4 protein-coding genes and 2 pseudogenes are annotated in these 6913 nt (G+C 77.3%); 1 reads left to right on the top strand and 5 read right to left on the bottom strand.

Translation table 11 applies throughout. The features are described from left to right. Positions 1-94: 94 nt before the first annotated feature. A pseudogene (locus ABZ809_RS34315) lies at positions 95-433 on the bottom strand (M17 family peptidase N-terminal domain-containing protein); the annotation flags it as partial. A gap of 162 nt (positions 434-595) precedes the next feature. Between ABZ809_RS34315 and gcvT the strand changes: the two are divergent. Next, positions 596-1720: a glycine cleavage system aminomethyltransferase GcvT gene (gene gcvT, locus ABZ809_RS34310; RefSeq protein WP_357566816.1), complete on the top strand. Its 1125-nt coding sequence runs from the start codon at positions 596-598 to the stop codon at positions 1718-1720. 15 nt (positions 1721-1735) lie between these two features. Here the strand turns inward: gcvT and ABZ809_RS34305 are convergent, their stop codons facing one another. The 4 genes and pseudogenes from ABZ809_RS34305 to ABZ809_RS34290 all read right to left on the bottom strand — a co-directional run. Next, entirely contained in the window at positions 1736-3031 is a 1296-nt protein-coding gene (locus tag ABZ809_RS34305; RefSeq protein WP_357566815.1) for a DUF2314 domain-containing protein, read from the bottom strand. 66 nt (positions 3032-3097) lie between these two features. Then, positions 3098-3871 carry an adenosylcobinamide-GDP ribazoletransferase gene (locus ABZ809_RS34300; protein WP_357566814.1) on the bottom strand — a complete coding sequence of 258 codons (774 nt, stop codon included), beginning with the start codon at positions 3869-3871 and terminating at the stop codon, positions 3098-3100. Continuing rightward, positions 3861-5900 carry a bifunctional adenosylcobinamide kinase/adenosylcobinamide-phosphate guanylyltransferase gene (locus tag ABZ809_RS34295; protein ID WP_357566813.1) on the bottom strand — a complete coding sequence of 680 codons (2040 nt, stop codon included), beginning with the start codon at positions 5898-5900 and terminating at the stop codon, positions 3861-3863. The genes ABZ809_RS34300 and ABZ809_RS34295 overlap by 11 nt, the downstream gene beginning before the upstream one ends. A 119-nt stretch (positions 5901-6019) precedes the next feature. After that, positions 6020-6913: pseudogene (locus ABZ809_RS34290) on the bottom strand (hypothetical protein); the annotation flags it as partial.

Genomic DNA, 6913 nt, shown 5'->3' with positions numbered 1-6913 from the left:
CGCTGGCGACGGCAAGACCGCGTTCCTAGAACGGCTGTTGACGGTCGCCACCAAGGACGGGCCGCGCACACCCGTGCGGCGCAGCAACGGAGCGGGCCCGGCGCAGGGTCTCCGGCGCCGGGGCGGCGCCGGTCGGCTCCGGGCCGAGCCCGACGGCGGCGACCACCGGGGCCGTCACGGTGCCCAGCGTGGCCAGCTTGATCACCTCGCCGGGGCCACCGGTCGCGCCCAGCAGGGCCAGCGTCTCGGTCAGCTTGCCGTCGAACGCGGCGGCGATGCTCTCCGCGCCGCTGGCCAGCAGCAGGGTCCCGGCGAGGCCGCTCGTGGCGTCCTGCTCTCCGGTCTGGCTGTGCACGCCGATCACGATCGCGTCGACGGCGAGCTCGGCGGGGTCGGTGTCGACCAGGCTCAGGGTGGTGCTCGGCGATGTCACTGAAGCTACTCTCCGGGCGGGCCGGGCCGGTCGCATCGTCGCTTCCGGCGGTGATGGTCTCCGGCGGAACGTACCCGCTGGAGGACGGGGCTGTCCCGCCGACGTATCCGGCGGGTCCCGCCGATGCTAACCAGCCGGCCAGCCCCCGGTAAGTTCCCACCCATGACCGACGTGACTACCGACGCCGCCGCGACCCGGTTGCGCCGTTCCCCGCTGCACGAGCGGCACACCGCTCGCGGCGCCAAGTTCGCCCCGTTCGGTGGCTGGGAGATGCCACTGGAGTACGCCGGGGGCGGGGTGCTCAAGGAACACGCCGCGGTCCGCGAGGGGGTGGGCGTCTTCGACGTCTCCCATTTGGGCAAGGCGCGGGTCACCGGGCCGGGCGCGGCGGAGTTCGTCAACGCCTGCCTCAGCAACGACCTGGGCCGGATCGGCCCGGGCCGGGCGCAGTACACCCTCTGCTGCGACGACGCCACCGGCGGCGTGGTCGACGACATCATCGCCTACCTGCACGCCGACGACCACGTCTTCCTCATCCCGAACGCCGCGAACACCGCCGAGGTGGTGCGCCGGCTCCGCGCCGCCGCCCCGGCGTCGGTCACGGTCACCGACGAGCACGAGGCGTACGCGGTCCTCGCCGTGCAGGGGCCGCGCTCGGCCGAGCTGCTCGACGCGCTGGGCCTGCCGACCGGGCACGACTACATGAGCTTCTCCGCCGCGACGCTGGACGGGGTCGAGCTGACGGTGTGCCGCACCGGCTACACCGGGGAACTGGGCTACGAGCTGGTGGCGCCGGCCGCCGACGCCGTCGCGGTCTGGGACGCGCTCTTCGCCGCCGGCCCCGACCTGCGCGCCTGCGGGCTGGCCGCCCGGGACACCCTGCGCACCGAGATGGGGTACCCGCTGCACGGCCAGGACCTGTCGCTGGAGATCACCCCCGTGCAGGCCCGGTCCGGCTGGGCGGTCGGCTGGGACAAGCCGGCCTTCTGGGGCCGGGACGCGTTGCTCGCCGAGAAGGCCGCCGGCCCGGCGCGTACGCTGCGCGGCCTGGAGGCGGTCGACCGGGCGATCCCGCGCCCCGGCATGGCGGTGCACTCCGGCGACGGGCAGGTCGGCACGATCACCAGCGGCACGTTCTCGCCGACGAAGAAGCAGGGCATCGCCCTGGCGCTGCTGGACACCGCCGCCGGCCTCGCCGACGGCGACCTGGTCGAGGTCGACATCCGGGGCCGACGGGCCCAGATGCGCGTCACCCGCCCCCCGTTCGTGACCCCCTCGGTGCGGTGACCCGCCCGGCGCCGCTCAGAGCGGGGGACGGGGGCGTTCGCCCGCGTCGAGGACGGCCTGGGTCCAGCCGCCCTCGATGACGCCGGTGCCGTCGAGCACGGCCCAGTCGACGACGTCGGCCGCCGCCACCACCACGGGCGAGCCGATGCGGACGGTGGGGTCGGTGTTGGCGTCGCAGGCGCTGGCGGCCACGATCCGCTCCGGCGCGTCCCAGGAGGTCACCGCGGCCCAGACCAGCTCGGGGCCGTCGTCACCGGGCAGGCCGTACTTCACCACGAGCTGGGTCTCCGGCGGAAGCTGCCCGGCGCGGAACCGGGCCCGGATGTCGCCCAGCCCCGCCTGGGCGGTGGCGACCGCCCTGCTCATCGCGTCGCCCGAGCGGGCGTAACGCACGTCCGGCTGGATGCCGGAGAAGAGGGTGGCGCAGGCGGCGGCGTAGTAGCGGCCGTCCGGCCCGGAGTGCCCGGCGGGCGGGCGCAGGCTGAGGAACGAGTCGGCGTCCGGGTCGGTGGCCGGGTCCAGCTCCAGCCGGAGCAGCACCGGCGCCGTCGCCCCGTGCTGCTCCGGGTTGCCGTACGCCACCGCGATGTCGTGCCCGGTCACCGTCGCCAGCACCGGGAGCTGCACGAACGCGGGCACCTCGTCCCCGGAGAGCCCGTCGGTCCAGTCCCGCAGCAACCGCCGGGCGGCACCGGTCATCACCGCGCCCCAGGCCCGGGTCAGGTGGTCCGGCACGCCCTGGGTCTGCAACTCCAGCAGCCCGAAGCGGCGCAGCCCCTTCGTGGTGAACCAGAGACCCTCGGCGTCGGAGGAGTAGGGCACCAGCACCCAGTCGACCAGCCGGATCCGCCCCTGGTCGTCGGGCAGCGAGCGCAGCGCCGTCGCCGGGTCGAGGAACTGCAGGCCGAAGACGTCCACCACGTCGCTGTCGACGGTCTCGGCGACGGCGGCGGCCACCGCCCGGGCCGCCCACTCGTGGGCCGGCGGCCAGCCGGGCCGGTACTCGGCCTGCACCACCACCAGGTGGGTCGCGGCGGCCAGCCGGGCCAGCTGCGCCTCGGTGGCGCCGAACGCGGTGAGCAGATCCGGCGGCAGCTCGGGAAACTCGGCGACGGGCCGGGTGTCCACGCTCATCAGCGGGCTGTCGAGCATGTGCCGCGCCAGCCCGTGCACGGGCTCTGACAGCCGGCCGGTGAGCCCCGCGACCGCGGTCTTCGCGCTCACCTTCGGCAGCCCTTTCATGGGCACCAGGTAGGTCGCGCTCAGCGACTCCGGAACCGGTACGGGCAGGAAGTCGTCCGTGATGAGCATGTCGTCCCCCGGTTGGCCGCGCCGGTGCTGTCGTGGGAGAACGCTACCCGGCGCGACGTGCCCGGTTCAGCCGGACAGCACCAGTCCCAGGTAGACCAGCGTGGTGACCACCTCCACGGTCGCGCCGAGCACGTCGCCGGTGACGCCGCCGAGCCGGCGTACCACGTGTCGCAGCAGCCCCACCGCGACGGCGAGGGCGGCTGCGACGGCGAGCGGCCCCTGCCACGGGCGACCCGGCACGGCCGCGAGGGCCGGCAGCGCGACGGCGACCGCCCCGGCGACCAGGGCGATCGGCCCGACGGTGCCGGCGACCAGCGCGCCGAGCCCGTCCGGGCGGGCGGCCGGGACCCCGCGCCGGCAGGCCACCGCCACCCCGAACCGGCCGGCGGCGGTGGCCGTGACCACCGCCGCGAGCGCCGCCGGCCACGACCGGGCGGCCAGCTCCGCGAGGGCCGCCGCCTGCACCAGGAGTACGACCACCAGCGCGACCACCCCGAACGGGCCCACGTCCGGCTTCTTCATGATCTCCAGCGCGGCCGCCCCCCGCCGGTACGACCCCAGCGCGTCCACGGTGTCGGCCAGCCCGTCCAGGTGCAGCCCCCGGGTGAGCAGCGCCCCGGCGCCCACGGTCAGCCCCGCCGCGACCAGCGGGGGCGCGAGCGCGCCCGGAAGCAGCAGGACCCCGGCGAGGACGGCGCCGAGCAGCACGCCGACCGCCGGCGCGAGCGCCATGGCCGCGCCCGCCACCGGCCGGTCGATGCGGCCGGCGCGCACCGGCAGGGTGGTGAAGGTGGTCAGCGCCAGCCGCGCCCCGTCGGCGAGCCGTGACTCAGTCGGCACGCCGGCCGGACGGGTCGACCGGCTCCGTCTCCGGTCCGGTGCTGGTCGGCCCCGGGCCCGCCGGCTCCGGCTCGCGGAAGTCGGGCTCGTCGGCGGCCGGCCCGGTCTCCGGCGCCACGTCGGGGGCGGTCCCCGGCCCGGCACTGCCCGGCCCGGCACTGCCCGGTTCGTTGCCGGGCCCGTCGTTGCCGGGCCCGTCGTGGTCGGACTCGTCGTCGGCGGGCTCTTCGTCGCCGGGGCCCGGACGGGTCGGCAGCGCGGCGGCCAGCGCCAGCACCGAGCGCAGCAGCGGCAGCGCGGCCAGCGCGTTCGCGCCCTCGCCGAGGTCGAGCCGCAGGTCGAGCAGCGGGGTCAGGCCGAGCACGTCGGCGGCGAGCCGGACGGCGGGGTGCCCGCCGTGGTCGGCCAGCAGGCACCAGTGCCGGGCCTGGCCGGCCAGGTCGCGGGTGACCATGGCGGCGGCCACGCCGACCGGCCCGTCCAGCATGACCGGCACCCGGCGGGCGGTGGCGCCGAGCAGGACGCCGGTGGCCACGGCGACGTCGCCGCCGCCCAGCTCGGCCAGCACGTCCTTGGCGCCGCGCGGCGAGTGCCGGGTCCGGTGCAGGGCGTCCCGGACCGCCGCGCACCGCCGCATCCAGGCCGCGTCGTCGATCTCGCCCGTCTCGGTGACCACCCGGCCGAGCACGGTGGGCGCCTCGGCACCCGCCGTCGCGGCCAGCACCGCCGCCGCGGCGGCCTCGGTGCCGGCGCCGCACGCCCCGAGCACCAGCAGTCGTACGCCCGCGTCGGCGGCCTCCTCGGCGAGCCGCCAGCCGTACCGCAGGGCCGCCTCGACCTGCTCGCCGGTCAGCGCCGGCTCGGCCTCCATCGGGGCGGCCGGCGGAGCCTGTACGACCTGGAGCTCGGCGCCGCACTCGCCGGCCAGGCGGGCCAGCACCCCCCGGCCGGCGCGGGCCTGCCGGGCCCGGCGGGCCGACTCGCCCGCGACGGTGCCGGCGGCGACGTCGCCGAGGTGGTCGCCATGCAGCAGCAGCACCCGCACGGCGTCCCAGGGAGCGGGCGTGGCGGTGCCCTGGGTGGCGGCCGCGAAGCTGACCGCCCGCTCCAGTACGCCCAGCCCCGCGCCGGGCACGTCCAGGGTGGCGAGCCGTTCGATCGCCTGCGGGCCGGTGTACTCGTCGGGCATGGGCAGTTCCATGCCGGCCTGGATGACCAGACCCGTGGCGACCATCGGCAGCGCCATGGTCGGCGCGGCCCACCCGGCACCGCCCGCCCCGGTGTCCCCACCCGGCACGGTGGCGGCCGGGGCCACGGGGCGGGCCACGCCGGTGGCGGTGGGGGTGAGCACCTCCGGGGAGGTCGCCGGGACACCCGTCACGGCGGCCGTGGCGGCGATCGGGGCAGCGGTGGCCGGGGGAGCCGTGGCCGGGGGAGCCGTGGCCGGGCCAGGCTGTGCCGGCACGGCGGCCGGTGCCGGCGCGCCCGGCTTCAGCCAGGCGGCCTGGCCGGCGACCACGAGGACCACGGCGTCGCAGGCGTCGGCGACCGCCCGGTTGGCTGCCCCGAGCGCGTCGGTGAACGCCCGGCCGAGCGGGGTGGTGGGCACCAGCGACAACCCGACCTCGGGGCTGACCAGCACCAGCCGGCCCGCGCAGGCACGGACCGCGGCCGCCAGCTCGGCGATGGTGGCGGTGTCGTCGGCCGGCTGGTGGGCCGGGTCGAGCAGCACGGTCGCCCAGCCGCCGAGGTCGTCGACGAGCAGCGTGTCGTTCGGACCGGCGGAGGCGATCACCTCCGCCAGGCGGCGCGGCTCGTCGGCGGTCTCCTCGGTGGTCCAGGTCTCCGGACGACGGGCGCGGTGCGCCGCCAGCCGGGCCGCCCACTCCGGGTCGTCGGCGGGCGCGTCCGCGGCGGTGGCCACGTAACGGACCGTCGGCGCGTCGGCCACCAGGGACTCGGCGAACTCGGACTTTCCGGACCGGATGCCGCCGAGCACCAGGACCGTGTTCCACCCGTCAACGGACATGCCCGTACTTTAGAGCCAGGGTCTGGATGTCGGCCCCCCGGAGGTATGGGGTGCGGCCGGCTCCCACCGGGTGAGCGGTTCCGGCGGGCCGACCCGTCGCCTCCGTACGTGGGCCGTGCTCAGCCGCAGTGTTCGAAGCCGCTGCCGTAGCTGGCCCCGCCCGTGGCGCCGCCCCACTTCACGCAGACCCCGGGCGCCTTGGCCCGCACCGGCCCGGCGTAGTACGAGAACGACCCGCTGTCGGTGCTGCGCGCGCGACCCTGGACCTCCAGCCAGGCCGATGCGGCCGTCGCCGTGCCCACCGCCGACTCCTTCATCGTGACCACGCAGTTGTAGCCGGTGCCGGCGTGATAGAGCAGGTAGACCCTGCCCTTGCGGGTGCCGGAGGCGGTCAGCGGGGCCGAGTCGACCACCTGGTACCCGCTGCCGCACGCCTCGACCGGCGTGTACGGGTTCGGCTTCTCCGGCCGGCTGGTCGTCGGGGTGGAACTGGGCCGCCCCGAAGCGGTCACGGTCGGCTCGCCGCCCCCGGCCGTCGGTGCCGGGGAGCGGTCGGGCGACGCCGCGGACGGCGTGGCCGACGCCGACGGAACCGTCGAACGGATGGCTGTCGGCGAGGGCCCGACGCGCAGTTCGCCCGTACCGTCGCCGACCGCGGCGGAGGGCGATCCCGTCGCTCCGGACTCGCCGGTCAGCGCCGCCGGCACGTTCCCGCCGGCCGGGTCGTCGTCGGAGAGGACAGCCGTCGTCCCCACCACTCCCGCCAACACCACGAACACGGTGGCCGCCGCGCCGAACAGCGCGGCCCGGCGTCGCCGGGACGGCGGTGGCTCGGCCCGGTCCTCCCGGGTCGGCGGGACCGGCCCCCAGGCGCCGCTGCCGGTGTCCTGCCCCGGCTGGGCGAACGGGCCGCCCGCGGGCAGCGGTCCGGTGGGCAGCGGCGCGGCGGCGGGGATGGGCAGCACGGCGACGGGCGGCAGCGGCGCCCACGGATCCGGCGGCGCGGCCGGGCC

It is taken from the genome of Micromonospora sp. NPDC047074 (assembly GCF_040643815.1).
In the GTDB taxonomy this organism is placed as follows: Bacteria; Actinomycetota; Actinomycetes; order Mycobacteriales; family Micromonosporaceae; genus Micromonospora.
Note: the sequence above shows the minus strand (reverse complement) of the source record. Positions and strands in the feature narration are given on the sequence as shown.